Raw genomic sequence first — 20,801 nt, forward strand, 5'->3', positions numbered from 1 at the left:
TCAGGAGGAGACCATGAGGATCCGAAGCACTGCGGCCGCGGCGACGGCGACGGCGGCCATGCTGGCCCTGTCGGCCTGCGGCGGCGACGACGGCGACTCCGGAGGCGACGGCGGCTCCGGCGACGGCGACTACGTCACCGATCTGACCTTCGGCACCGGCGGCACGTCGGGCACCTACTATCCGCTCGGCGGCGAGCTGACCGACATCTTCTCGTCGAGCATCGACGACATCTCGGTCAACTACGTCGAGTCGGGCGCCTCCGCCGAGAACCTGGGACAGATCTACCAGGAGGAATGGCAGCTGGGCATGACCCAGAACGACACGGCCAACCTGGCTGTCAACGGCGAGCTCGAGGGGCTGGAGGGCGAGCAGATCGACAACGTCGGCTGGATCGCCAACCTGTACCCGGAGGCCGCGCACCTCATCGTCCGAGAGGATGCGGGCATCGAGTCGGTCGAGGACCTCGAGGGCGCCACTGTCGCCGTCGGCGACGCCGGCTCGGGCACCCGCGCCATCTCGGATGCGATCCTCTCGGCCTACGGACTGGAGGAGGGCGACTACACCCCGGAGGTCACCGACTTCGGAACGTCCACCGAGATGCTCGCCGACGGGCAGATCGACGCGACGATCTTCGTCGTCGGCACTCCGGTGGCCGGGCTGACCCAGCTCGCCGCCTCCACCGACGTCGAGCTGCTGCCGGTCGAGGACGAGCAGGCCGAGACCATCTCGGAGAACTCCGGCGCGGAGGCCTACGACATCAGCGCCGACACCTACGACTTCCTCGACGAGGACGTCCAGACCGTCTCGGTCTTCGCCTCGCTGGTGGCCTCGACCTCGCAGATCAGCGAGGACGTCGCCTATGAGATGACCCAGGCGATCTTCGAGAACTCCGATGACATCACCCTCGAGGTCGGCGACTCGATCAGCCAGGACGAGGCCCTGGTCGGCGTCGGCGACGTGCCACTACACCCGGGCGCCGAGCGGTACTACGACGAGCAGGGCGTCGAACTGCCGTGAGCGACGTCCCCTCCGCCGACCGGCCCTCGGCTGCTACGCAGCCGGGGGCCGGCCCCCGGAACGAGGCCGCTGCAGTCCTCCGCGAGAGGGACACCTCCAGCCGCTACCGCACCGACATCGGCTGGTGGGGCTGGATCGTGGGGGCGATCTCGGTCGTCTTCACGCTGTACCACCTCTACGCGGCGCTGGAGCGGCCGTTCAACAACTGGATGCACGGCTCGCTGCACCTGGCCGGGGCTACCTCGCTGATCTTCCTTCTGTATCCGGCCTCGCGCCGGCTGCTGCGCGCCGCCGGCCCGGTGCCGCGGTGGCGCCGCGCGCTGACCGGCGCCGGCGGCTCGGTGCCGGTCTACGACGCGGTGCTCGCCGCAGCGGGGCTGTTCTGCAACCTCTACATCTTCGTCGAGTACACCCGGCTGACCGGCAACTCGGTGCAGGTGCTGGGCTACAGCGACACCGATCATCTCGTCGCGATCCTCGGGATCGTGCTGGTGCTGGAGGCGACCCGCCGCTGTGTGGGCGTGCCGATCGTGATCATCGCGCTGCTGGCGATGACCTACGCGATCTTCGGCGACCGCAGCCCGCTGTTCTCGCACTCCGGGATGTCGCTGGAGGGCTTCGCCACCGACACCTTCCTCTCCATCGGCTCGGGCATCTTCGGCACGCCGCTGCAGGTCTCGTCGAACTTCATCTTCCTCTTCCTGTTCTTCGCCGTGGTGCTGCTGCGCACCAACATCGGCCAGTTCTTCAACGACCTGGCCTTCCGCGCGGCCGGCAAGTACACCGGCGGACCCGCCAAGGCCGCCATCGGCGCCTCGGGTCTGCAGGGCATGGTCTCGGGGTCCTCGGTGGCCAACACCGTGGCTTCGGGCTCGTTCACCATCCCGATCATGAAGAAGGCCGGATTCAAGCCGCACGTCGCCGCCGCCACCGAGGCCACCGCCTCGACCGGTGGGCAGCTGATGCCGCCGATCATGGGCGCGGCGGCGTTCATCATGGCGCAGAACGTGCCGGACCTGGAGTACAACGACCTGATCGTCATCGCCGTCATCCCGGCGCTGCTGTACTTCCTCGGGGCCTTCCTCTCCATCCACTTCGAGGCCAAGCGTCACCGCATCAAGGGCCTGCCGGTCGACGAGCTGCCCAGCTGGCGCTCGCTGCTGGTGCGCGTGGACCTGCTGCTGCCGCTGGTGGTGATCATCTCCACGCTGCTCTCCGGGCTGTCGCCGATGCGCGCGGCGCTGCTGGGCATCGGCACCGCCTTCCTGCTGAGCTTCCTGCGGACCTCGACCCGGCTGGGCCTGCGCGGGCTGGTCGAGCTGCTCTCCGCCGGCGCGCGCACCGCGCTGCCGGTCATCGCCGCCTGCGCGACTGCCGGCATCGTCGCCGGCACGGTGACCTCCACCGGGCTGGGCGGACAGCTGGGCGGCGGGCTGGTCGACCTCGCCGGGGGCAGCTTCCTGCTGGTGCTGGTGATGGTGATGATCGCCTGCATCGTGCTCGGCATGGGGCTGCCGACGACGGCGAACTACGTGGTCACCGCGACGGTCGCCGCGCCGATCCTGTACAACAACTTCGACGTGCCGCTGATCGCCGCGCACCTGTTCGTCTTCTTCTTCGGCATCCTCGCCGACATCACCCCGCCGGTCTGCCTGGCCGCCTACGCCGGCGCGGGCATCGCGCATGCGAACCCGATGGCCGCCGGCGTCTCGGCGCTGCGCATCGCAGTGGCCGGGTTCCTCATCCCGTACGTGTTCATCCTTCAGCCGGCGCTGCTGCTGCAGGGCTCCTGGCAGGAGCTGCTCATCGCGCTGGTGACGGTGATCGTCGGGATGGTCGGCATCGCCTCCGGGCTCGCCGGGCATCTGGCGGTGCGGGCCAGCTGGCTGGAGCGCGTGCTGCTCGTCGCCGGCGGCCTGGCGCTGATCTACCCGCATCTGGGCGTCTCGCTGGGCGGTCTGGCGGCGATGGGGCTGGGCCTGCTGCTGCAGCTCGTCCGGCGTCGGCGCGGCGGGGGAGACGCCGACGCCGCATCCTCGCCGAGCTGAGGCGCGCCGGCGCTAGGCTGGGGCCATGACACAGAACAGCGCTGACGAGCACAGCACCGCCTCCGCCACCGCGTCCGGGACCGAGACCGGCACCCGTCCGATCGCCCTGGTCACCGGCGCGACGCGGGGGATCGGCCGCGCCGTGGCCGAGGACCTGTCCCGCACCCACCGGGTGCTGGTCGGCGGCACCTCCGCCGAGCGGGTCCAGGAGGTCGTCGACTCCCTGGGCGACGCCGCCGGCTTCGTGGCCGACCTCTCCGACGCCGACCAGCTCGACGCCGCCGTCCAGGCGCTGGGCCTGGAGAAGCTGGACCTGCTGGTCCACTCCGCGGGTCTGGCCTGGGGCGGGGAGGTCGGCTCCACTCCAGCCGAGGACTGGCGGCGGCTGTTCGAGGTCAACGTCTTCGCCGTCGCCGAGCTGACCCGGCGGCTGCTGCCGGCTCTGCGCCAGGCTCGGGGACAGGTCGTCGCGATCAACTCCGGGGCCGGGCACAGGTCGTCGGCGGGCAACGGTCCGTATGCCGGCAGCAAGTTCGCCCTGCGTGCGCTCACCGACGCGCTGCGGGCCGAGGAGCGCGGCGTCGTGCGCGTGACCTCGATCCACCCGGGCCGCGTGGACACCGACATGCAGCGTGACCTGCAGTCCCAGCTGGGCAATCTGCGCTACGACGGCAGCGTCTACATCGCCCCGGAGTCCGTGGCCGAGACTGTGCGGCTCGCCGTGGACACGCCGGCGGCGTCGATGGTGGAGGAGCTGTCGATCCGGCCGGTGCAGTCCTGAGGACGTCCGTCCACGAGACGGGACTCGACCGGGCCGGCCCCTGATTCGGCACCGGTCCGACATGCGACAGGGCCCCGTTCCGATCGGAACGGGGCCCTGCGAGAAGCTCCCCCAGCTGGATTCGAACCAGCAACCCCTCGATTAACAGTCGAGTGCTCTGCCGTTGAGCTATGGAGGATTGCGACTGAAAAAGTGTAGCAGGATCGCGACAGCGAGGCGAAACCGGCCCGGCGTCTGCGACGGACATCACACGTCCAGGGTGTTCCGAGCCTCGGGAACGGGCGCTCGGCCGGGCGATGAACTGGCATCGAGGGGAAGGGCGTGGCAGACCTGCGGCGGAGCAGTACCATGGAGCGCGTGCTGACCCCCGATGAGGACACCCAGACCGCTCCCGCGGCCGGCGACGCCGCGCCGATCCGTGTGAGCGCCGTGGTCATCCGCAACTCCGACGGCGAGGTGCTGACGGTGCGCAAGGCCGGCACCGACCGCTTCATGCTGCCCGGCGGCAAGCCCGAGCCGGGGGAGACGCCGGTGCAGACCGCCGCCCGCGAATGCTGCGAGGAGCTCGACGTCCAGCTGTGGCAGGAGGACCTGCGGCGGCTGGGCACCTTCCGCGCCCCGGCGGCGAACGAGCCCGATCGCGACGTCGAGGGTGTGGTCTTCGTCCACGACGCCGTGCCCGCCGGCGCCGACCACACGCCCTCGGCCGAGATCGAAGAGCTGCGCTGGGTCGACTTGACCGCCGAGGAGCCGTCGGCGGACCTGGCCCCGCTGCTCCGCGATCAGATCGCCCCGGCGCTGCAGGCCGAGGCCGCCGTCGCCTGACGACGGCTCGCCCACCCCGCCGACCGCTCGGAGGAGGAGTCCATGCCGCGTCTCACCGTGTTCACCGGATCCAGCACCGGCCATGATCCGGTCCATCGGCGCGCCGCCGATCAGCTGGGCGCCGCGCTGGCCCGGCGCGGCATCGAGCTCGTCTACGGCGGCGGGCATGTGGGTCTGATGGGCGTGCTCGCCGACGCCGCGCTCCGCGCCGGGGGAGTCGTGCACGGCGTGATGCCCCAGCACCTGGTCGACCGGGAGGATGCGCATCCGCGGCTGACCACGCTGGAGGTCGTCGAGGACATGCACGCTCGCAAGCGCCGCATGGCCGAGCTCGGCGACGGCTTCCTCGCGCTGCCCGGCGGCGTCGGCACGCTGGAGGAGCTCGTCGAGATCTGGACCTGGCAACACCTCGGGCTGCACGCCAAGCCGGTGGGTCTGCTCGACGTCGCCGGGTTCTGGCGACCGCTGCTGGCGCTGGCCGATCACATGGTCGAGGCCGGTTTCCTCTCCCGCGATCGCCGCGAGGGACTCTGGACCGGCGAGGACGTCGAGCCGCTGCTGGACCTGCTGGAGGGGACCGGCCGCGGCTGACGGGCGGCGTCGCCGGCGTCGTGCGGCTCGAGCCGGGTCGTCGCGCCCGCCCGACTGCTATCCTCTCCACGACCCCGGTGGTCGCCCGGAGCACCTGGAATCTGCCGATCAGGAGTGAGCATGCCCGCTGCAGACACGACCGCGGCCGACGTCGCCCGGCTCATCATCAGCTGCCCCGACCAGCCGGGGATCGTCGCCGCCGTCTCGGAGGTCATCACTGATCTGGGCGGCAACATCACCACGCTGGACCAGTACAGCACCGGCGTCGCCGGCGGGCGGTTCTTCCAGCGCACCGTCTTCCACCTGCCGGGGCTGGCCGCCGAGCGCCCGCGCGTCGAGGAGGCGATCCGCACCCGGCTGGCCGACCGCTTCGACATGGAGTGGAGCCTGACCGACGCCGCGACCTCCAAGCGGGTGGCGATCTTCGCCTCGAAGACCGACCACTGCCTGCTGGACCTGCTCTGGCGGCACCGCCGCGGCGAGATCCCGATGGACATCGCCATGGTGATCTCCAACCATCCGGACCTCGCCGACGACGTGCGGCCCTTCGGCATCCCGTACTTCCACGTGCCGGTGGAGAAGGGCGACAAGGCCGCCGCCGAGGCGAAGCACCTGGAGCTGCTGCAGGGCAACGTCGACGTCATCGTGCTGGCCCGCTACATGCAGATCATCTCCGAGACCTTCCTCGAGCAGGTCGGCGCTCCGGTGATCAACATCCACCACAGTTTCCTGCCGGCCTTCATCGGCGCCGGGCCGTACCAGAAGGCCCGGGACCGCGGCGTGAAGCTGATCGGGGCCACGGCGCACTATGTGACCAAGGACCTCGACGAGGGGCCGATCATCGAGCAGGACGTCATCCGCGTCTCGCACGAGGACGACGTCGCCCAGCTGACCCGCTACGGCGCCGACGTCGAGCGGGCGGTGCTCTCCCGCGCAGTGCAGTGGCACTGCGAGGACCGGGTCATCCGCAACGGACAGACCACGATCGTCTTCTGACTCCTGGGGCCAGGGCGGGGCGCCGGACAGGACATTACGTCATGGAAGGGTTCTGCAATTCACCTGACGAAGGTGAGGCGATCCTCTTCTGTAGACTGCAGGCGCCGTCTTCCCGGAAGGAACCGCCGATGTCGTCCACCTCCTCCCTCTCCTCCACACCCTCCGCCGCCTCCGCGGCGCCCGCGGCGCGGAAGCCGCGCGTGCAGCACCTGATGCGGGTCGAGTCGGTCCGCCGGCTGAGCCCGCATCTGCTGCGCGTCACGCTCGGCGGCGACGGCTTCTCCGGCATCGAGTTCAAGGAGGCGACGGACCAGTACATCAAGCTGCTCTTCGCCGACCCGGCCCTGGGCCTGGAGCGCCCCTTTGACATGGAGGCGCTGCGCGAGCGGCTGCCGACGGAGCAGATGCCGGTCACCCGGACCTACACCATCCGAGCGATCGACCGTGCCGCCGGCACTCTGGCGCTCGACATGGTCACGCACGGCGACGAGGGGCTGGCCGGGCCCTGGGCCGAGCAGGCCCGGCCGGGGGACCTGATCAGCTTCTTCGGCCCCGGCGGAGGTTACGCTCCGCGGCGGGAGGCGGACTGGCATCTGCTGGCCGGCGACGAGTCGGCGCTGCCGGCCATCGCGACGGCGCTGGAGGCGATGGACCCCGAGGCCCGCGGCGTCGCCGTCGTGGAGGTCCCCGCCGCCGCCGACGAGGTCCCGCTCGCCGCGCCGGAGGGCGTGGAGGTGCGCTGGCTGCACCGCGGGGCGGCGTTCACCCCGGAGACCACGCGACTGACCGAGCACGTCGAACAGCTCGAGATCCCCGACGGCGACGTCCAGGTCTTCGTCCACGGCGAGCGAGAGGAGATGAAGCGGCTGCGTCGGCGTCTGGTCGAGGAGTGCGGTCTGCCGCGGAAGGGGATGTCGCTCTCGGCCTACTGGGCCCACGGCCGCGTCGAGGACCAGTTCCAGGCGGAGAAGCGCCAGCCGATCGGGGCGATCGACCCGGACTGAGCCGGGCCGGCCCGCGGGCCCCTGGGCGGTGTCGTCCGGGGCTGCGTCGTCCTGGACTGCGTCGTCCTGGACGGCGCTCGGCGGCCGCCCCGGGTCGCGGCGCTCACCCGGAGACGGCGCCGATGCCGCCGAGGATCATCCCGATCACCAGCATCCCGACCAGCAGCAGCACGGTGAGCGCGGCGCAGGGGCCGGCCCACCGGGAGTAGCCGGCCAGTCGGCGCCCGTCCCGGTCGCGCAGTGCACCGGCGAGCAGCATGATCAGGTCGATGATCGCCCAGGCGGCGGCCAGCGCGAACAGCGTCTGGCCGAGGACGGCGCGCTCGAGGGTGAGCAGCAGCACGACGCCGGCCGCTGCGAGCAGGAGCTTCGCGATGCCGACGGCGGGACGGCCCAGGTAGAACCAGGCGGCGCCGAGCGGGCCGAGCAGCAGCGCGAGCCCCCAGGCGACCGGGAGCCGCTTCGTCGAGACTGGCTGGTCGGCATGGACGCGCCGATCCTCATCGGTCCAGGTGTTGGCGTAGAGCTCGTCGAAGTCCCAGTCGTCGACCATGGATCCATCTTAGAGGGGGGGGAGAGGCGGGGGCGCTCTCCGCCGGTCACGTGCTGGGCGTCAGCCGCCGAGCCGGGGTGATGGTAGTTTTGATCCGGGAGTCTGCCCGCCAGGCTCGCAGGTCCGACCACACTTTCCAGGACGGAGGAGCTGCCTTGTCACAGCACGGCGCAGGGCACACGCGCACCGCCCCTCGGCCGACGCTTCTCGACCTCATCAAGGTCGTGCTGCGTCTGGGGCCGAAGCAGATCACCGACGAGATCCAGCTGGCGATCGGCCAGCTGAAGACCAAGGGCGTCACCGCCGGCGTCGCCGTCGGGCTGATGGTCGCCGGTCTGGTCTTCGTGACCTTCCTGATCGTGGCCCTGATCGTCGCCGCCGTCGGCGCCTTCGCCCTGATCTTCGACGTCTGGGCCGCCGCGCTGATCGTGGCCGGCATCTTCCTGCTGATCGCGCTGCTCTTCGCGCTCGTCGGCTATCTGCGGCTGAAGAAGGCGCTGCCGCTGCTGCCCGAGGACGCCATCCGCGGGCTGCGCCTGGATCTGGGCGTGGCGCGCGAGGGCAGCGAGTTCGATCCGAAGACGCTCGACCGCGAGGACGCCGAGCGTCGCCGCCGCAAGGAGCAGGCCAAGAAGGAGGCCGCCGAGCGGAAGAAGCGTGAGGCCGAGCAGACCGGTGAGGGCGCCCCGCAGAAGCCGCCGTATCGCGAGCTGCTGCGCCGGACGTCGCTGCGCCGCGACCACCTCGGCTCGCTGCAGGACCAGCTCCGGGCACGCCTGGACAAGGAGTCGCTCAAGGCCGAGCTGCGCGGCGCTGCCGGTTCGGCTCGTCGTCGGTCCTCCGGCGGTGACGGCTCCGGCGGCGGCACCGACTCGTCGGGCTCCGCCGAGTCCGGAGAGCGCGGCGGCGCGGCCGACTATGTGCAGGCCCGCTGGAAGCCGCTGGCGGTGCTGGGCGCCTCGACGGCCGCCGGGGCGGTCTTCCTGCGCGAGCTGACCAAGAAGTAGATCGCCGTGCGGCACTCGGCGCGCCGCGATCTCCGCCGGCGAGCCGGAGCCTCGTCGGCCCGACCGACGAGGAGACCGTGCGACTGATCGGCGCCGGAACCCGGGAGGGTTTCGACTACACCGTGCGCAGGACGTTCTGGACGGTGCCGAACGTCGTCACCGGCCTGCGTCTGACGCTCCTGCCGGTCTTCATCCACCTGATCCTGGCCGAGGAGCTGGTGGCCGCCGTCGTGGTGCTGGTCGTCCTCGGCGGCACCGATTGGGTCGACGGCTGGATCGCCCGGCGCTTCGACCAGCACTCCACCGTCGGCCGCTGGCTGGACCCGCTGGCCGATCGGCTCTCCGTGGCGATCGTGGCGGTGACTCTGGTCGCCGTCGGCATCGCCCCGCTGTGGTTCGTGCTCAGCATCCTCGTTCCCGATGCGATGCTGGCGATCAATGCGGCGGCGCTCTTCGCCGGCTCCCCGGAGCTGGCGGTGACCGCACTGGGCAAGGTGCGGACTGCGGTGCTGATGCTCGGCGCTCCGCTGGTGCTGCTGGCCCGCGCCGAGGTGCTGCCCGGCGCGGGGTGGACGCCGATCGCGGAGAGCGTGCTGGCCGCGGGGTGTCTGATGCACATCCTGGCCGCAGTCGACTATCTTCGACGTGCGCACCGTCAGGCGAGGCGGCTGCGCGCACGGGGGATCGATCCCCGGGACCGCTCCCGGTGGGTCGCGGGGGAGCAGACATGACCACCCCGCGGCATGCCCGCCCGTCGTCGCCCGCCGTCCGTCGCCCAGGAGGACAGGACCCGCTGATGCTCAGCACCGAGCCGAGCTCCGAGACCCCCGCCGACCACTCTGCGGCCGACGGCGCCGCCGCGCGTCCGCTGCGCATCCTCATCGCCGCCGACACCTACCCGCCCGACGTCAACGGTGCGGCGGTGTTCTGCCAGCGGCTGGCCCGATACATGGCCGCCGCCGGCCATGAGGTCCACGTCGCGGCCGCCCGCAACACCGCCGGGCCGGGCGTCGTGGAGGAGACTCCGGAGGCGACCGTCCACCGGTTCCGCTCGCACAAGGCTCCGACCCACGAGTACTACCGGCTGTGCCTGCCCTGGCAGGTGGAGCCGGCCATGGACCGACTCCTCGCCGAGATCCGGCCCGACGTGGTGCACGTGCAGTGCCACTACATGATCGGCAAGGCGGCCATCGAGGCGGCCGAGCGGCGGCGGATACGCACCATCGCCACCAACCACTTCATGCCGGAGAACCTGGATCCGTTCCTGCCGTTCCCGGGCTGGTTCCGGCGGATCGTCGCGGAGAACTCCTGGCGGGACATGTCGCGGCTGATGGGCAAGGCCGCAGTGGTGACCACGCCGACGCCGCTGGCGGCCGAGACCATGAAGCGCCGGGCCGGGTTCCAGCGGGTGCTGCCGCTGTCCAACGGGATCGACGTCGACCACTACAGTCTGCGCGAGGGCGAGACGGTCGAGCCGCATCCGCGGCCGACGGCGCTCTTCGTCGGCCGGCTGGCGGTGGAGAAGCACGTCGACGTGCTGATCGATGCCGTCGCGCAGACCGATCCGGCGCTGGACATCGGTCTGGAGATCGTCGGCGACGGCGAGCAGCGCGACCGCCTGGCCGGGCAGATCGAGCACCTGGGCCTCGGAGACCGGGTGCACCTGCGCGGCCATGTCGACGACGACGAGCTGCGGCGCGCCTATATCCGGGCCGACGCGTTCTGCCAGCCCGGCACCGCCGAGCTGCAGTCGCTGGTCTCGCTGGAGGCGATGTCGGCGGCCCGGCCGGTGATCCTCGCCGATGCGCTCGCGCTGCCGCATCTGATCGAGGAAGGCCGCAACGGCCACCTGTTCACCCCGGGAGACGTCGCCGACCTGACAGCCAAACTCGAGGACCTCTTCCGCCGCAGCCCCGAGGAGCGGGCGGAGATGGGACGGCACAGCCGCACCATGGCCCAGCGACACTCCCAGGCGAAGACCATGGCGGCCTTCGAGCAGCTCTACCGCGGCGCAGACTGGGCCGAGCCCAACCGCCTCGGCAACTGAGGCGCCGTCGCCGACTCCGGGCGCCCGGGCATCGGCGATAGGATGGTCTTCGGCCGTCCTGCCTGTGCGTCCCCGGCGCACGATGCGGCCGCGGGGCGTTAGCTCAGCAGGTCAGAGCAGAGGACTCATAATCCTTTGGTCGCGGGTTCAAGTCCCGCACGCCCCACCGTTGAAAGTCCTAGTCAGAGCGCTAGTAAAGGAAGTTTCTCACTAGGAAGGTAGAAGTCCAGTACGCAGTCAGTACGCAGCAGAATTGATTGCGCCGCCGAGGCCGGTCAGGTCGTCCTCGTACAGCGACGCATAGGCGTCCAGCGTCTCGGTGGCCGACTCGTGGCCGAGGGCGCGCTGCAGCGCCTTGATGTTCGCGCCGGCCTGGACCGCAATCGAGGCGTAGGTGCCGCGCAGGTCGTGGACGCGCATCGAGTCGTCCAGCTTCGCCTGACGCAGCGCCGGCCGGAACGTCCGGTTGAGCCAGTTCCCGGAGCGCAGCAGACCGCCGCCGGGGGAGTGGAAGACATCTTCTCGGTCGTCGTGGCCGTCGACGAGGGGGGCGGAGCTCATCGGCCAGCGCCTCCGGCATCGGCACCCATCGTGTCGCGTGAGACTTCGGGGTGCTCTCGTGCAGGGTGCCGCCGATGTCGATATAGGTCCGCCGGACAGTGATCCTCAGCCGCTCGAAGTCCAGCGCTCCTACCTGTAGCGCCGTCGCTTCACCCCATCGCAGCCCCGTCGTCGCCATGGTCAGCAGCAGGGCACGATCCACGGCGGTCGGCATCGCATCGGCAGCCCGGTGTAGCTCTGCGATGCTTAACCGAGTGTGCTCACGCCTGCCGCCGGCCCTGGGGAGCTTCACTGTCGCAGCAGGATTCACAGCGAGCAGGCGGTCCTCTACGGCCTGCTGCAGGGTCTTGCGGAGGATGAGGCCCGCGTGACGGGCGCGGGCGCCGGAGACCGCATCGTCGCCGCGCTGCAGGCCGACCAGCCATGCCGACACGTCACTGGTGAGCACGGCGTCCAGCGGGACATTCTCCCATCGAGGGAGGACACGAGATCGAGCGACGGAGCGGTACGAGTCCAGCGTCTTCGCCTTCACCTGTAGGCCGTCCATGTACCGCTGGAGTGCGGCCCCGACTGTCTGCCGTCCGGCCGCTGGGTCGACGTAGGTGCTCGTGGTGAGCGCGGTCGTCACCCCGTCTACGTGCCGTTGTGCGTCGACCTTGCGGTTAAACGCCTTGGTCTTCTCCTGGCCCGAGGGGTCGACCCAGCGGGCGCGCCACCGCAACCCCTGGCCGTGTCGAGCAGAGGGGGTGCCGTCGCCTCGAGTCCAGAGGTCTTCAACCCCGGCTCGGCGATTACGACGCTGACTCATCCAGCTTTGCCCGTCGCCGAAGCTCAGGGTGAGCATTCACGAACCGCTGCATATTTGGACCTAGGCGACCCGTGTCAACGACTGTGATTCCGTGGTAGTCGAGGATGTTCGCCCGCTCCTGTGAGCTGAGACGCCGAGCGGAAGACAGGGCGTGCTTGGAGAAGTCCAGCCGGAGTTCGAATTGCTCTTGAACTGTCTGGAGGGTCCCCTCCAGGAGTTCCTCTTGTTGCCCGCGCCAATCTGTACCCCGCCTATCTGCGGCACGGGCAAATGCTTTCTGCCGCTCGTAGTAGCGGGCAAGCGCCTCAACGGCATCGGACAGTGCGGTACCCGCCTCCAAGGCGGCGTCATACATCTCTTGATGGAGCTTGATCTGCTTCAACGTTTCCGGGGTGCTGAGCATGTCGTTCAGATCGTGCCCCAGCTCTCGGGAGATATCGGCGGCTTCATCGAGGCGGACCGGGCGAGTTCCAGATTCAATCTTCTGGACGGTCTGCTGGTGGAAGTTGTATCCCACCGCTGACATGCGCCTAGCGAGTTCCGCTTGCGAGATCTCTTGGGACTCGCGCTCCGACTTCATGTTCTCCCGGAACGCGTCCAGTCGCGTCTCTCCTGGTGGCAGTTCGCTCATGACTCCACCATACGACACTCCTCTGGGGTTGGCCTGGGTTGAACAGCGCACACCTGGTGTTGTGGGCGTGCTACACTTTTGAGTGAGGGCCAAAGAGATTGGCTCGACACTCACAGAGTGTAGGAAGGAAGGGTCAGCAGATGACGACCATCGAAGAGCTCCCGCTGTACATGACCACGAAGCAAGTTTCGGAGCTGACCGGGGTGCCAGAGGGCACGCTGAAGTTCTACCGGAGTCGGCAGAGCGGAGGCCCGCGCAGCTTCGCACTGACTCCGCGCTCGATCCGCTACGCCCGCGAGGACGTCATGGCATGGATCGAGGACCGGCACGCACAGGGCGTCGGCGGCATCGAGGGGGCGGCGTGATGAGTACGCAACAGCCCCAGAACACAGAGAAGCGGCCTGGAGTCTCCCGCCAAGAAGCTCACCAGGCCGCTACCGATTCAGACACCTATCAGGAGGTATCCGCTATGTCCGACGATACAGGAACCCCGAGCAACTCCGGAACCGCGCAGGCCGAGGAATGGCATCCGTGGTGGTGCGCCCGCGGCGAGTACTGCTCGCCCAATAGCGCGGGGGACGCCATCCACTACTCGCCGCCGCGTCGACTCGTCGCCACCCTCCCGTCCGAAGGCCCTGACGGTGGGGAGGACTTCACCGCGGGTGTCGCGGCCGTCGCCCCCACCGAGTGGGGCGAAGTGTACGACCAGGCTGCCTGCCTGAGTATCCACAACGTGTCGGGCATCGGCGACATCGACCTTCATTTGGGCGTCAACTCACTCCGCGACTTCGCCGATTGGCTGATGGCGATGGCCGATCTCATCGAGTCGGTCCACGCGGGCCAGCGCCCGGACCTCGCCGAACTCGAGGGGGCGGTCTCCAATGCCTGAGGAGCAGATCGTCACTGTCGCGCACGAGCGGCTGTCCGATGTCTTCGCGGTCGTCTCGCAGGTCTCCAGCGCCGACGGTGCACCCCACTACCGGCGCAAGGTCCACCTGTCGCTGAGCGCGGCTCAGAACGCAGTCAAGCGGGCGCGAGAGCGCGGGCTGCAGGCAATGATCGTGCTCTGCCGCATGGAGCCCGTCGAGGCGGAGGAGGACGCATGGACTCACGGTTCCCGACTCACTACCTGAACTACCGGGATGTCCTGCGACTCTCTCCTGCGGCGTTCCGCACGTTCGTCCTCAGCACCGCGTGGTCAGTCTCGAACATGACCGACGGCAGTATCCCTCGGGCAGACCTGCCCCTGGTGCCGTTCGCCACTGAGGAGCACGCCGCGGAACTCGTCTCCTCGGGGCTGTGGTCCGAGTCGGACGACGGCTACGTCATCACGGAGTTCGCTAAGCACCAGACATCGGCAGCTCGGATGGAGGCGTCGCTGACGAACCGCCGCGAGACCGACCGTGCTCGGAAGCAACGTGAACGGAAGCACCGCTCCGGCGATCACTCCTCGTGCCTGTCGGAGCACTGCGACGAGGCAGACTCAGCCCCTCCTCAGGAGGAGTCACGGGGACTGTCACGTGACCGTCACGTGAGGTTAGAAGGCAAGGCAGAGGCAGAGGCAGAGGCAGAGGCAGTCCAGGGAGTTCACGAATTTGTGGATGAGGAGACTGGCGAAGTCTTCGACTCAGCATCGACCTCGGATTCTTCAGATTCGACCCCGCTCTCGTCGCGGGTGCCGTCGTTCTCGGAGGCTCCGGAGTATCGGTCGGCTGATCCGTTCGGGTCGACGTCGAGTTCGTCGGCTTCGTCGCCTGATGGTCCGTCGTCGGTGGACTTCGATGCGCTGTTGGATGAGTTCCGGAATCCGGGGGTGGCCTGATGTGCAGCACATGCGGTTACAGCTCGTGTGCTTGTTCGTATATCGCCGAGCTTGGTCCTGGTGGTGAGCATGAGGCGCTGGTGTATGTGGCGCGTCGGATGATGTGGGCTCCTCGTCCTCATCGTGGCGGTTGCCCGTGTCCGGGGTGCTTCTCGGAGCGGCTGTCGTCGTGGCAGGGGGTGCCGTCATGAGTGATCCAGGCATGATTCGTCGCTTCTGGGAGGTGCCTCGTGAGGGCGTCAAGGTCGACGAGGAGGACCCGCTGATCGGCTGGCGGGTCGATGAGGTCGCCCCGGATGGTCGGCTGCGCGGGGTCGGTCGTGACTGTGTTCTCCGCGCTGACCGGTGCACGGCCCCCACCGGTCGACTGGTGAAGGTCCGGTCACTGGTAGCCCACGTGGCCCCGCACCCCAACTGCGAGTGTGGACCGCGGCTGCTCGGCGACGTGCAGGCCCTGTCGAAGTTCTGGGGCGACCTCCGCGACTACTCGGTCGATGCGGGGCTGCGGTGGGCTCCACCCGGCTCGAAAGTCGTCGGTAGATACTCGGCGATGGGGAGGGTGTGCCCTGGGTATGCGGTCCCGGTCGATGACCCGCCGACGACGATCCGGATCGGTGCTGCTCGTCTGCTGGCGGTCTTCGCTTCTGGCGACGTCGACGTGAAGGCGCTGCGGCGAACCTACCCGGACGTGCCGGTCCGGCCAGCGTCGGAGATCCCCGACGGGGCGTTCGGATGGTTGGCCGATCCGGGCGCTGTGGTGCTGCAGGCGACGCCTCATCGGCGCCACATCACAGTTCGGACGGGCGCGGCCACGCTGGAGATCCCCCGGTCGTGGCTGGAGCCGCCAGCAGTCCGTGAGGCGATCTGGAAGGCCATCGGCGGCGAGTGGGCGATGGCAGGCCCGGTCTCGGTTGTCGCTCAGCGGGTCGTGTATCCGCTGACGGTCGACGAGCTGAACTATCGGCAGATGTTGGGTGTGGCGTTTGGAGTCTGCATCGCACTCGGCAACCTTCCGGAAATTGAGTTTGAACTCTAGGAGGAACGGGATAATGACTATCTACTATTCGACATACAGCAAGGGCCTGGGGTCTGCAACGGGTGAGCACGAGGAGCCGCTGCCTACCGAAGTCCCGCGCGACGACCTCGAAGCCGCCGAGCACGGTGGCGCACCGAAGTCGACACCGCCGGGGCCGCTCCCCGTCGACCGCTCCTCAGTTCACCTCGCGCAGATGTTTGCCGAGAAGTCCCGGGCAGATCTCCTCGCCGAGAAACTCCGGACTGCGGAGACCGACGTTCGGAAGCTCCGAAAGATGGTGAAGGACGCCCGGCAGGACGCGGGCCGCTACCGCCATCGCCTCCGCGCCACTGAGGTCGACCTGGAGACTGCCCAGGCGACCATCGCGCACCTTCGCGGCATCGCCGACGTCGTGACCGAAGGGGAGGCCGCATGAGTACCACCCCGAAGATGTACACGGCGAAGATTCGAGCACGCGCTACGGCCTATGTCCTGGCCGTCGCCCGCAACGATGAGCACCGTCACGAGATGCTCGCCGACCTCACCCAGGATGAGCTCCTCCACGTCTTCGAGGGCATCGCGCTTATCGGAGCGAGGACGATGCGGGAACACACCCGCGGCGCCGAGGTGAACACTCTTGAGCGGATGCTCCGGCTCGAACTCCAGACGATGAACAACACTGATTCTTCCCAGGAAGGAAGCTGAATATGAGCGACGAGACGACTGAGAACATGACCGACGAGCAGAACACGGCCCAGGAGGCCGCAGGAGCCCCGGAGACGACCCAGGAAGAGACGGAGGTCCACGGGGATGTAGAAGCTCAGGAAGGCGCACAGGACCCCGAGAAGCAGCAGGAGCAGGACGAGCAGCAGAACCCCAACGCGGAGGCCAAGCGCTATCGCCTCCGCCTGCGGGACGCCGAGGCTGAGCTGGAGTCCACCCGCACCGCCATCGCCGCACTGCAGGAGCAGGTGCTCTCCACCGCACTCGGTGACGGCATCGACGTCGCGCCGGACACCTCGAAGAACCACGCGGTCGACCCCGACACGCTGCAGCCGAAGCCGATCACGGTGTCTCTCCTGCACCCCGATGACCTGTTCAGCATCGGCGGTGTGGACAAGGCCGAGCTGTTCACCGACGGCGCGCTGGACCAGGCGAAGCTCTCCCAGGCGGTCGGGCAGCTCCACATCACGCGGCCCGAGCTGTTCCGGGAAGGTCGGCACGGAGACCCGATCCATCAGCCGGTTCCGACCGCGGGGAACCAGCCGGACACTCAGGCCGCGATCAAGCGTGCCCTCGAAGGCGGCGGCGGATGGCAGGGCGTGATTCAGAACCGCGGCTGACCAACAACTGGCACTGCGCCTCGCCCTGATCACCCACACGGTGGTCGGGGCGGGGTCACGTCAGCCCAGCATGATATAATCAAATCAGACGTTCCACGTTTCCCGAGGAAACAACGAACATCACCGAGACCCCAGTAGGGGTTTCCGGAGCACCCCGAGGGTCGCTGCGGATCAAGACACACGTTCTGATCTACAGGCGACCCTTTTCTGTGTCCACGGGTCGCCGGAAAGGCCAACAATGGCTCTCAACACTACTTCTACCGGCCGCGCATGGCTCCCCGACGCGACCGGTGACCTCATCCTCCGGCCCGTCGCCCGCGAGTCCGTCGCGCTAACCGCACTCGGTGGACCGGTCACCGCGCCCGCCCAGACCAACCGGTTCCGCATCCCGATCGTCGCCGCGGACCCGTCGGCCTCCTACGTCGCCGAGGGCGCAGAGATCCCCCTGAGCGACGGGGAACTCTCCGAGGTCTCCGACGTCTTCCACAAGCTCGCCGGTCTCTCGGTGATCTCCCGTGAGCTCGCCGACGATTCGAGCCCCGGTGCTGCTGATCAGATTGGGCAGGGCCTCGCCCGGGATATCGCCAAGAAGCTGGACGCCAACTTCTTCGGCGCCGGGGGTCTCAACGCGCCGATGGGCCTCGAAGATCTCGCCGGGGTTACCGTCCACGAGACCAGCGGCACCTCGTGGGCTGACACCGACGCGTTCGTCTCCGCGATCTACGGCGCCGAGGGGGAGGGTGCGACCCTGGGTGCGTTCGTCGCTAACCCGACTGATGCTCTGGCGCTGGCCCAGCTCCGAGAGGCCGACACCAGCAACAAGCACCTGCTGCAGCCCGACCCGACCCAGCCGCTGCGGCGACTGCTGGCCGGCATCCCGCTGCTCACTTCGCCGGCCGTCACTGTCGGCACCGTGTGGGGCCTGCCGACCGAGGGCCGGCTGCAGGTCTGCGTGCGCGAGGATGTGCGCGTCGACGTCGACGGCTCGGCGTACTTCTCCAGTGATCAGGTTGCTGTGCGTGCGACTCTGCGACACACGAATCTGTGTGCCCATGAAGCTTCGGTGCAGAAGGTCATGCTTGCCGCCGCCTGATGCTCACCTGAGTCCCTGAGAGGCCCTGAGAGGCCCTGAGAAGCGCCACACGTGCCCCGTTCGCACCAGCCCGCCAACGGGCCACGCGGACGGGGCACACGTGCATGTGGACGAGGACTGCGGCACTTGCCGCAGTTGAGGAGCACGACGACGTGATCAACCGCTGAGCACCTGACCCGCTCCGGGTCACCTGCCGACGACAGGACCAACACGCACCCCCGGGGTTACCTCCCCCCGGGTGGCCCATGCCGTCGTACCACCAGTGCATGGCGCTCTACTCACGATCCGATTTTCTAGGGGTATTCATATATCGCGTTGTTTGGCCCGTTATTGATGCTTTCCGGGCATCGTGGGGCGGGTCTGTGCGCTCCTGGTACTGAGTAACGGATATTCAGCGTCATTCCGGGGGTGTAGGCGGATCGGGCGATCAACTGGCGAAATTTCGCCAGTTGCCGTTACGGCAAAGCGCCAGGTCAGGCGCATGGCCTCGAATCCTCCACGAGGGCCGGGGGGATATCTCCAGTGCCCCGGGGTGGAGCGGAGGAGGGCACCCCGAGGGGGTGGGGCCGGGGGCGAAGTGTATCCGCTCACTTCAGGTCGCGGTGAAAGCCTCCGCCAGTGTCCCGCTGGTCGATGACTGTCTCGCCGGTCAGCGGGTCGTCGAGGTCCAGCGTCTCGATGGTCTCCGCGTCCCAGGCTGCATTCAGCGCCGGGACATCCCCGCCGCCCTCCGCGGGGAGGGTGGCGTGCACAGCGACCCTCGCGGCGTCCGGGTATTCCTCGGTCGCGATATCCAGCGCGTCCAGCGTGTCCTGCTGGATGCCGGTCCGCATAAGATCCACCGTGAAGTTCTCGGACGCTGCCCATTCGAGGAAGACCTGCATCCCTACGCCGCCGACCTCGTAGTAGCTGACAGTGAACTCGGTGTCGTAACGCTCGATGTCGCGAGGCTGGGATGGGTCGGCTGCTTCCTTCTCGGTCTCCTCACTGGGCTTCGATGTCTCAGTTGGGGTGGGTGTCTCGGCCGGCTCCTCCGATTCCTCAGCAGCAGACTTGGACTCCTCTGCCTCTCGGCTGGCCTCAGCCTCAGCCGACTTGGAAGCCTGGGCGTCGCGGCTAGCTTCGGCTTCTGCAGATTCCGATGCCTCGGCCTCGTGGCTAGCGTCAGCTTCAGCGGACCGGGAGGCCTCAGCCTCTGCCGCCTTGCTCTCCTGCGCTTCCTGACTGGCTTCAGCGGCCTCGGCGGCTTCCTGTTCGTCGACGATCTCCTGCATCCCGTCCGGGTCGACCGCCCACAGAATGCCGCCCAAGGCCAATACGCCCCCAATGAGGAGCACAAAACCTGTCCCCAAACCAGCGGCGATCTTCACCACCAGTGGCCACCTTTTGATGCGCTGCCATAGCGACAGCTTGCCCTCCGCCATGTGCGCCTCCCAGGCTGTGCGACGGTGGGGAGAGCCTAGTCCTGCGCTATGGCAGCAGGCGATACATCCTGGCCGGGCTTCGAGTAGTGCAACGTATCGAGACGTCCTCGAAGGCCCGCGATGTGAATGCGAACGCCTTCCACTTCAGTACGCAGTCAGTACGCAGTAACCTGAGTTTTCGTAGTCTTGAGTCGCCTCACGTCAACCCAATAAACCCTTCTGACCTGGCCGTTCGAGGTTGGCGCCTCGTCAGACGTACCTCTGAATCGGACTCATAATCCTTTGGTCGCGGGTTCAAGTCCCGCACGCCCCACCGCCTTCAGCCGCGTCGCGGGCTCGCCGTCAGCGGGCGTCGTCCGCCGGCTCCCGCACCAGCATGTCGACGTGGTCGATCTGCAGCCGCAGATCGCCGGCGCGGATCTGCGCCAGACGATCCTCGCCCCAGCGGCGGGCCCGTTCGGGGTCTCCTGCGGTCTCCTCCGCCGCACCGGCGGATTCCCCGGCCAGCTGTTCGGCGGCGGCCCGCGCGCGGTCGGGGACGAGCTGCTCCAGCAGCGCGGCATCCGCTCCGCCGGCGGCGTCGAGGACCCAGGGGGTCTGAAGGCGATCGACGCTGAGCCCCCGGGTGCCTGCGATCTGCTCCAGCGTCGCCGGCGCCTGCGGTCCGCGGCGTCCACCCCGGCGCTGATGCCGGTCGAAGGCTCCGGAGACCAGATGATCGTCGGGATGCCGCGGGTCGGCGGACATCCCTCCGGTGACCGTCAGCGCGAGCAGCATCGGTGTCCGGTGCCGTGCGGCCGCGGCGACCAGGCTGTCGATCTGTGCGGCGGTGAGCAGGTCCAGCAGCGCCGAGGCGATGACCAGCGTCGGGGTCTGCGCGGTCGCGAGGATCGCGTCGAGCCCGGCGACGTCGTCGCAGCGGGTGCTGATCGGGCCTCTCGCGCCCCGGGCCCGCAGTCGGCGCGCCGTGGCGGCGAGCAGCTCCGGGTCGTGGTCCAGCAGCACCCATTCCTCGTCGCCGGCCAGCTGATCCTGCAGCCAGCGTCCGCCGGAGCCGGTGCCGCAGCCGACGTCGACGATGCGGAGGGGAGGCCGAGCGGACAGCAGGTCGGCGACGGGGTCGCGCGTGGACTCGCGGGCCGCGGCGTCGGCCGCCTCGCGCAGCGTCAGCCAGTCGGCGCTGATGGGCTCGGCCGGCGAACCGGCGTCGGGACGCGTCACGGGCCCGGTCTGC

At 68.9% G+C, this 20,801-nt stretch carries 24 protein-coding genes and 2 tRNA genes; 20 read left to right on the plus strand and 6 right to left on the minus strand.

Going from position 1 to position 20,801, the window contains the following annotated elements; all coding sequences use genetic code 11:
* Positions 1–13 precede the first annotated feature (13 nt).
* From GCL72_RS04485 to GCL72_RS04495, 3 genes are read left to right on the plus strand one after another with little or no spacing between them, the layout of a single operon-like run.
* Positions 14–1,018 carry a TAXI family TRAP transporter solute-binding subunit gene (locus GCL72_RS04485; RefSeq protein WP_153143525.1) on the plus strand — a complete coding sequence of 335 codons (1,005 nt, stop codon included), beginning with the start codon at positions 14–16 and terminating at the stop codon, positions 1,016–1,018.
* Positions 1,015–3,066 carry a TRAP transporter permease gene (locus GCL72_RS04490; RefSeq protein ID WP_153143526.1) on the plus strand — a complete coding sequence of 684 codons (2,052 nt, stop codon included), beginning with the start codon at positions 1,015–1,017 and terminating at the stop codon, positions 3,064–3,066. Before GCL72_RS04485 ends, GCL72_RS04490 begins: the two co-directional genes overlap by 4 nt.
* 25 nt (positions 3,067–3,091) lie before the next feature.
* The gene (locus GCL72_RS04495; RefSeq protein WP_246161013.1) at positions 3,092–3,847 is read left to right on the plus strand and encodes an SDR family oxidoreductase; all 756 of its coding nucleotides are present in this window, start codon (positions 3,092–3,094) and stop codon (positions 3,845–3,847) included.
* A 106-nt stretch (positions 3,848–3,953) separates the two neighbouring features.
* Here the strand turns inward: GCL72_RS04495 and GCL72_RS04500 are convergent.
* Positions 3,954–4,025: transfer RNA gene (locus GCL72_RS04500), tRNA-Asn, on the minus strand.
* Positions 4,026–4,195: 170 nt separating this feature from the next.
* On the opposite strand from GCL72_RS04500, the gene GCL72_RS04505 reads away from it, so the two are divergent.
* The 4 genes from GCL72_RS04505 to GCL72_RS04520 all read left to right on the plus strand — a co-directional run bounded on the left by GCL72_RS04505 (position 4,196) and on the right by GCL72_RS04520 (position 7,263).
* On the plus strand, positions 4,196–4,672 hold the full coding sequence (locus GCL72_RS04505) for an NUDIX hydrolase (RefSeq protein WP_211364968.1): 477 nt from the start codon (positions 4,196–4,198) through the stop codon (positions 4,670–4,672).
* Positions 4,673–4,714: 42 nt separating this feature from the next.
* On the plus strand, positions 4,715–5,263 hold the full coding sequence (locus tag GCL72_RS04510) for an LOG family protein (RefSeq protein WP_153143527.1): 549 nt from the start codon (positions 4,715–4,717) through the stop codon (positions 5,261–5,263).
* A gap of 120 nt (positions 5,264–5,383) precedes the next feature.
* Positions 5,384–6,259: a formyltetrahydrofolate deformylase gene (purU, locus tag GCL72_RS04515; protein ID WP_153143528.1), complete on the plus strand. Its 876-nt coding sequence runs from the start codon at positions 5,384–5,386 to the stop codon at positions 6,257–6,259.
* A gap of 128 nt (positions 6,260–6,387) precedes the next feature.
* Positions 6,388–7,263 (plus strand): siderophore-interacting protein, encoded by an 876-nt coding sequence (locus GCL72_RS04520; RefSeq protein ID WP_211364969.1) that lies wholly within the window; start codon positions 6,388–6,390, stop codon positions 7,261–7,263.
* Between the two features lie 103 nt (positions 7,264–7,366).
* Here GCL72_RS04520 and GCL72_RS04525 read toward each other — a convergent pair whose 3' ends face one another.
* On the minus strand, positions 7,367–7,816 hold the full coding sequence (locus GCL72_RS04525; protein ID WP_153143529.1) for a hypothetical protein: 450 nt from the start codon (positions 7,814–7,816) through the stop codon (positions 7,367–7,369).
* Between the two features lie 155 nt (positions 7,817–7,971).
* On the opposite strand from GCL72_RS04525, the gene GCL72_RS04530 reads away from it, so the two are divergent.
* From GCL72_RS04530 to GCL72_RS04545, 4 genes are all read left to right on the plus strand, one after another.
* A complete protein-coding gene (locus tag GCL72_RS04530; protein ID WP_170289555.1) occupies positions 7,972–8,823 on the plus strand; it encodes a phage holin family protein in 852 nt (283 codons plus the stop codon).
* 77 nt (positions 8,824–8,900) lie between these two features.
* Positions 8,901–9,554, plus strand: coding sequence for a CDP-alcohol phosphatidyltransferase family protein (locus GCL72_RS04535; protein WP_153143531.1), 654 nt, complete (start codon positions 8,901–8,903; stop codon positions 9,552–9,554).
* A gap of 65 nt (positions 9,555–9,619) precedes the next feature.
* Complete coding sequence (locus tag GCL72_RS04540) at positions 9,620–10,870, plus strand: glycosyltransferase (protein ID WP_153143659.1); 1,251 nt, start codon at positions 9,620–9,622, stop codon at positions 10,868–10,870.
* Positions 10,871–10,962: 92 nt separating this feature from the next.
* Positions 10,963–11,036: transfer RNA gene (locus GCL72_RS04545), tRNA-Ile, on the plus strand.
* Between the two features lie 71 nt (positions 11,037–11,107).
* On the opposite strand, the gene GCL72_RS09935 is transcribed toward GCL72_RS04545, so the two are convergent.
* Together GCL72_RS09935 and GCL72_RS04560 are read right to left on the minus strand one after the other, a co-directional pair.
* A complete protein-coding gene (locus GCL72_RS09935; RefSeq protein ID WP_153143532.1) occupies positions 11,108–11,431 on the minus strand; it encodes a tyrosine-type recombinase/integrase in 324 nt (107 codons plus the stop codon).
* Between the two features lie 791 nt (positions 11,432–12,222).
* Positions 12,223–12,870: a helix-turn-helix domain-containing protein gene (locus GCL72_RS04560; protein ID WP_153143533.1), complete on the minus strand. Its 648-nt coding sequence runs from the start codon at positions 12,868–12,870 to the stop codon at positions 12,223–12,225.
* Between the two features lie 140 nt (positions 12,871–13,010).
* Between GCL72_RS04560 and GCL72_RS04565 the strand changes: the two genes are divergently transcribed.
* The 9 genes from GCL72_RS04565 to GCL72_RS04605 all read left to right on the plus strand — a co-directional run bounded on the left by GCL72_RS04565 (position 13,011) and on the right by GCL72_RS04605 (position 18,143).
* The gene (locus tag GCL72_RS04565; RefSeq protein WP_211364970.1) at positions 13,011–13,235 is read left to right on the plus strand and encodes a helix-turn-helix transcriptional regulator; all 225 of its coding nucleotides are present in this window, start codon (positions 13,011–13,013) and stop codon (positions 13,233–13,235) included.
* A gap of 104 nt (positions 13,236–13,339) precedes the next feature.
* A complete protein-coding gene (locus tag GCL72_RS04570) occupies positions 13,340–13,759 on the plus strand; it encodes a DUF6907 domain-containing protein (protein ID WP_153143534.1) in 420 nt (139 codons plus the stop codon).
* Entirely contained in the window at positions 13,752–14,003 is a 252-nt protein-coding gene (locus GCL72_RS04575) for a hypothetical protein (protein ID WP_153143535.1), read from the plus strand. The genes GCL72_RS04570 and GCL72_RS04575 overlap by 8 nt, the downstream gene beginning before the upstream one ends.
* Positions 13,973–14,692, plus strand: a complete 720-nt coding sequence (locus GCL72_RS04580) for a hypothetical protein (protein ID WP_153143536.1) — start codon at positions 13,973–13,975, stop codon at positions 14,690–14,692. Before GCL72_RS04575 ends, GCL72_RS04580 begins: the two co-directional genes overlap by 31 nt.
* 187 nt (positions 14,693–14,879) lie before the next feature.
* Positions 14,880–15,728, plus strand: coding sequence for a hypothetical protein (locus GCL72_RS04585; RefSeq protein ID WP_153143537.1), 849 nt, complete (start codon positions 14,880–14,882; stop codon positions 15,726–15,728).
* 13 nt (positions 15,729–15,741) lie between these two features.
* Positions 15,742–16,143 carry a hypothetical protein gene (locus tag GCL72_RS04590; RefSeq protein ID WP_153143538.1) on the plus strand — a complete coding sequence of 134 codons (402 nt, stop codon included), beginning with the start codon at positions 15,742–15,744 and terminating at the stop codon, positions 16,141–16,143.
* Positions 16,140–16,412, plus strand: coding sequence for a hypothetical protein (locus tag GCL72_RS04595; RefSeq protein ID WP_153143539.1), 273 nt, complete (start codon positions 16,140–16,142; stop codon positions 16,410–16,412). Before GCL72_RS04590 ends, GCL72_RS04595 begins: the two co-directional genes overlap by 4 nt.
* A gap of 2 nt (positions 16,413–16,414) precedes the next feature.
* Complete coding sequence (locus tag GCL72_RS04600) at positions 16,415–17,050, plus strand: hypothetical protein (RefSeq protein ID WP_153143540.1); 636 nt, start codon at positions 16,415–16,417, stop codon at positions 17,048–17,050.
* A 238-nt stretch (positions 17,051–17,288) separates the two neighbouring features.
* Positions 17,289–18,143, plus strand: coding sequence for a phage major capsid protein (locus GCL72_RS04605; protein ID WP_153143541.1), 855 nt, complete (start codon positions 17,289–17,291; stop codon positions 18,141–18,143).
* A 587-nt stretch (positions 18,144–18,730) separates the two neighbouring features.
* Here GCL72_RS04605 and GCL72_RS04610 read toward each other — a convergent pair.
* Entirely contained in the window at positions 18,731–19,567 is an 837-nt protein-coding gene (locus tag GCL72_RS04610) for a hypothetical protein (RefSeq protein ID WP_153143542.1), read from the minus strand.
* A gap of 342 nt (positions 19,568–19,909) precedes the next feature.
* Positions 19,910–20,788 carry a methyltransferase domain-containing protein gene (locus tag GCL72_RS04615; RefSeq protein ID WP_170289556.1) on the minus strand — a complete coding sequence of 293 codons (879 nt, stop codon included), beginning with the start codon at positions 20,786–20,788 and terminating at the stop codon, positions 19,910–19,912.
* Between the last annotated feature and the right edge of the window lie 13 nt (positions 20,789–20,801).

The sequence above is a fragment of the Nesterenkonia halophila genome (assembly GCF_009467795.1).
Classification (GTDB): domain Bacteria; phylum Actinomycetota; class Actinomycetes; order Actinomycetales; family Micrococcaceae; genus Nesterenkonia; species Nesterenkonia halobia.

What these genes read in the sequence shown, in the direction of transcription:
- GCL72_RS04485 (WP_153143525.1), top strand. Translation starts at nt 14, where the DNA reads ATGAGGATCCGAAGCACTGCGGCCGCGGCGACGGCGACGGCGGCCATG.
- GCL72_RS04495 (WP_246161013.1), top strand. Translation starts at nt 3,092, where the DNA reads ATGACACAGAACAGCGCTGACGAGCACAGCACCGCCTCCGCCACCGCG.
- GCL72_RS04505 (WP_211364968.1), top strand. Translation starts at nt 4,196, where the DNA reads ATGGAGCGCGTGCTGACCCCCGATGAGGACACCCAGACCGCTCCCGCG.
- GCL72_RS04510 (WP_153143527.1), top strand. Translation starts at nt 4,715, where the DNA reads ATGCCGCGTCTCACCGTGTTCACCGGATCCAGCACCGGCCATGATCCG.
- purU (WP_153143528.1), top strand. Translation starts at nt 5,384, where the DNA reads ATGCCCGCTGCAGACACGACCGCGGCCGACGTCGCCCGGCTCATCATC.
- GCL72_RS04520 (WP_211364969.1), top strand. Translation starts at nt 6,388, where the DNA reads ATGTCGTCCACCTCCTCCCTCTCCTCCACACCCTCCGCCGCCTCCGCG.
- GCL72_RS04525 (WP_153143529.1), bottom strand. Translation starts at nt 7,816, where the DNA reads ATGGTCGACGACTGGGACTTCGACGAGCTCTACGCCAACACCTGGACC.
- GCL72_RS04540 (WP_153143659.1), top strand. Translation starts at nt 9,620, where the DNA reads ATGCTCAGCACCGAGCCGAGCTCCGAGACCCCCGCCGACCACTCTGCG.
- GCL72_RS09935 (WP_153143532.1), bottom strand. Translation starts at nt 11,431, where the DNA reads ATGAGCTCCGCCCCCCTCGTCGACGGCCACGACGACCGAGAAGATGTC.
- GCL72_RS04560 (WP_153143533.1), bottom strand. Translation starts at nt 12,870, where the DNA reads ATGAGCGAACTGCCACCAGGAGAGACGCGACTGGACGCGTTCCGGGAG.
- GCL72_RS04565 (WP_211364970.1), top strand. Translation starts at nt 13,011, where the DNA reads ATGACGACCATCGAAGAGCTCCCGCTGTACATGACCACGAAGCAAGTT.
- GCL72_RS04570 (WP_153143534.1), top strand. Translation starts at nt 13,340, where the DNA reads ATGTCCGACGATACAGGAACCCCGAGCAACTCCGGAACCGCGCAGGCC.
- GCL72_RS04575 (WP_153143535.1), top strand. Translation starts at nt 13,752, where the DNA reads ATGCCTGAGGAGCAGATCGTCACTGTCGCGCACGAGCGGCTGTCCGAT.
- GCL72_RS04580 (WP_153143536.1), top strand. Translation starts at nt 13,973, where the DNA reads ATGGACTCACGGTTCCCGACTCACTACCTGAACTACCGGGATGTCCTG.
- GCL72_RS04585 (WP_153143537.1), top strand. Translation starts at nt 14,880, where the DNA reads ATGAGTGATCCAGGCATGATTCGTCGCTTCTGGGAGGTGCCTCGTGAG.
- GCL72_RS04590 (WP_153143538.1), top strand. Translation starts at nt 15,742, where the DNA reads ATGACTATCTACTATTCGACATACAGCAAGGGCCTGGGGTCTGCAACG.
- GCL72_RS04595 (WP_153143539.1), top strand. Translation starts at nt 16,140, where the DNA reads ATGAGTACCACCCCGAAGATGTACACGGCGAAGATTCGAGCACGCGCT.
- GCL72_RS04600 (WP_153143540.1), top strand. Translation starts at nt 16,415, where the DNA reads ATGAGCGACGAGACGACTGAGAACATGACCGACGAGCAGAACACGGCC.
- GCL72_RS04605 (WP_153143541.1), top strand. Translation starts at nt 17,289, where the DNA reads ATGGCTCTCAACACTACTTCTACCGGCCGCGCATGGCTCCCCGACGCG.
- GCL72_RS04610 (WP_153143542.1), bottom strand. Translation starts at nt 19,567, where the DNA reads ATGGCGGAGGGCAAGCTGTCGCTATGGCAGCGCATCAAAAGGTGGCCA.